This window comes from Maribacter sp., from assembly GCF_049667165.1.
In the GTDB taxonomy this organism is placed as follows: domain Bacteria; phylum Bacteroidota; class Bacteroidia; order Flavobacteriales; family Flavobacteriaceae; genus Maribacter_A.
Window position 1 is genome coordinate 1 of record NZ_JBATHS010000236.1, and the last position, 2,816, is coordinate 2,816.

Here is a 2,816-nt window from a genome sequence, read left to right on the forward strand (position 1 = left end):
CTTGAAAGAAACAAATCGTGAATTCCGTTTTCAATCTCATCAATAGTTACTTCGCCCATGATCTTATTGGCATAAGCACGAATGTGGTCAACGTTTAATACCGCATCCCCTGTTCTGAATTTTTCAGACCAATGATTTCCATAAATTGATAAATTACTGTGCATCACTAATATTGGAACATCAATCACGAGCCTATTTTTGATATTTTCTTGTGCCTGATGTATCGCCCTGATAAAGCCCAAATTCACCTTCGGTTTTTCGAAGGGTTTCCATGCAAGTGAATAGTTCCATTCACCATATTTGTCATGGTGCAAACTATACCCATATAGTTTTGAAAATCTACTTGAAATAGTTCTATTGGGAAAATACCTGCCGAGAATGGATAGTATGGGGATTCCTATTTTCCTCTTGAAGTAACTTAAATTGAATTCAAAAAACGGACTGTTACAGATTATGCCATGAAATAGATCGCTATTTAAATGACTCCCGGCATAATTGGCAAGAATAAGCCCTCCGTTAGAATGCCCCATTAAAAGCACCTGATTGTTGTTTTCAGATTTGATGATCTGCAGGGCAAGATCCAATTCTTCATCATATTCCAATAAAGAACGGACATTGTTCAATTTTTGATGGCTTAGGTATGAACGCCCATATTTACGCAGATCAAGTGCATAGAAATTATATCCATTTAAGTTACATCTTTTGGCCATTTGTCCTTGAAAGAAATAATCATTGAAACCGTGTACATATAAAATGGCCTTACTTGATGTAGTTTCGGATTTTCGCCGAATCAAGGTTGCAACCACGCTCCCCTCATAATCGTCCTTAAGCGATAAGGTTAACTTTTTAAACCCATCACCCAGCACATCGGGAAGATAATTGTCATTGGCCTTTTCTATGAATGTTCTTTTTTGCATTTGATTTAGTTTTGCGATACGCTTAAAAGTCTATTTTGTTTTTTGCCGAACCAATATATTTTTAACTGAAGTAGTACTACCAAAACAATAAAGGTTACAAGGGTGATCAGTAATAAAATGTTGATTTCAGTTTTAATCGAGGATGTATCCCCACCGTAAAAGGCTATTCTCCTGAAGCCACTTAAAAACTGGGTCAATGGAATATATTGGGCCATATTCGTTATTGCATCAGGGAATGATAGTGTTGGCCACGTAAAGCCACTAAGTACAAAAGCAGGGGTCGAAATTACCATTAAAAGTTCCGTAGCTTTCAATTGGCTAGGGATTGCAATGGAAAACAGCATACCGATACACATAGAAGCCAACGTTAGGAGCGTTGCCAAAATCAACATTGGGAAATTGTAGATGTCCGCATCAATTTTAAAAAAGGGAATAAACAAGCTTACAATGACCCACATGATGGGTAACATCAACAGGAATGGGGTCGACTTAAGTGCTATATGATAGAGGGAAAACCTGCTCACCTTTACAAGCTTTCCGAAATAGCCATCTTCAAAATCCCTGGCAAAAACCAATGCCATGGCCAAAAATATTATCTGTTGCATGATCGTCGCCAGTAAACCCGGCAGCATAAAAGTCAAATAATTTCCGGTGGAATTATAAAGCTTATTGAAATTGATTTTAAAGCTTTCATAGGTGGCTAACGCCTGACTCGTATGGAGACCCTGTTTTTTGAGTCCTTCTATTTCAATTCCGGCATTTAGGGTCATTAAAACCGATTGAATATTTTTACTCGCCGTATTGGCATTCAATATATTCGCCATATTCAAGTCAACCCTTATTTCAGGATGTCTTTTTTGGAGAATATCCGCTTCAAAATCCGTTGGAAAAGTAACCACTGCAACATATTGCTCCGTGGGCATTTCAGATAGAATATTTCCAGGGGTATATCGTACATCGTTCACCAACAAGACTTCATTATCGACAAAAGCATCGATGATTTTGTCCGTAGTAGGGCTATTGTCCTGATCTACGATCACGATGGGCAGATCCACCACTTTTGCCTGCTGATAGACGTAGCCAAATAAAATTCCGTAAAATATAGGGGCTCCGATAAAAATGGCAAGCAGCACATCATTTGAAAAAATACGTGCAAATTCTATTCGGAGTAATTTTAAAAAATCATTCATGCGCTAACTATTTAATAAGAATGGTAGCATTGGTATAAAACTTTTGTTTTGATATATCCGAAGTGGGTATGGCCTTCAACTCATAAATCGACTCTGATAGTTCAAATAAAGGGGCTGTGCTGGTAATATCGGCATACTCGGCCAGTTGCTTTATGGCTACAATTTCGGCTTTGATCTCTTCTTTGGTATAGGGGTTAATGAGCGTAAGTGCTTCGTGTACCTCAAAATCGTACACTTTTGATTCAGGTACCGTAAATCGAAAATAGGGACTGTTTTTCTTATACCCATTGAACAATGTATACCCAGGGGTAAGCAATTCCCCTTCTTGAAGGCTTATGGTTTCAATAGACATATCTGCAGGGGCGATCACATATTTTTCATCGGCCGCGGTGAGCACTTCTTCTTTCGCGCCAATAGCCCTGTTTAATTGGCCTTTGGCCTGGTCTACCTGTTCAGTTCTGGCACTTTTGCTCACCTCCTCGCGCTTAGCTTCTAGAGCCGCAACTTGTGCCTTTGCCATATCCCGTTTCATTTTTACCTCATCGAATTGTTGCAAACTAACCAAGGAGTCCTCATACATAGCCTGCAATCTGTTATAGGATTGTTGAGCAAAATCCAATTGTGCCCTCCCGGCATCTATTTGCCCGGTGATTTGGTTTACTTGCTCTGCGGTTGCGCCGTTAAAAGCCATATCCAATTGCCCTTTCGC

The 2,816-nt window shown here is 39.3% G+C and carries 3 protein-coding genes; all 3 read right to left on the minus strand.

Annotated elements, in window-relative coordinates; translation table 11 throughout:
* The coding region (locus tag WBM98_RS12165) for an alpha/beta hydrolase (RefSeq protein ID WP_424366295.1) at positions 1-917 on the minus strand (917 nt) is incomplete at its 3' end.
* A gap of 5 nt (positions 918-922) precedes the next feature.
* On the minus strand, positions 923-2,107 hold the full coding sequence (locus WBM98_RS12170; RefSeq protein ID WP_424366296.1) for an ABC transporter permease: 1,185 nt from the start codon (positions 2,105-2,107) through the stop codon (positions 923-925).
* Positions 2,108-2,114: 7 nt separating this feature from the next.
* On the minus strand, positions 2,115-2,816 hold a 702-nt coding region (locus WBM98_RS12175; RefSeq protein WP_424366297.1), incomplete at its 5' end, for an HlyD family secretion protein.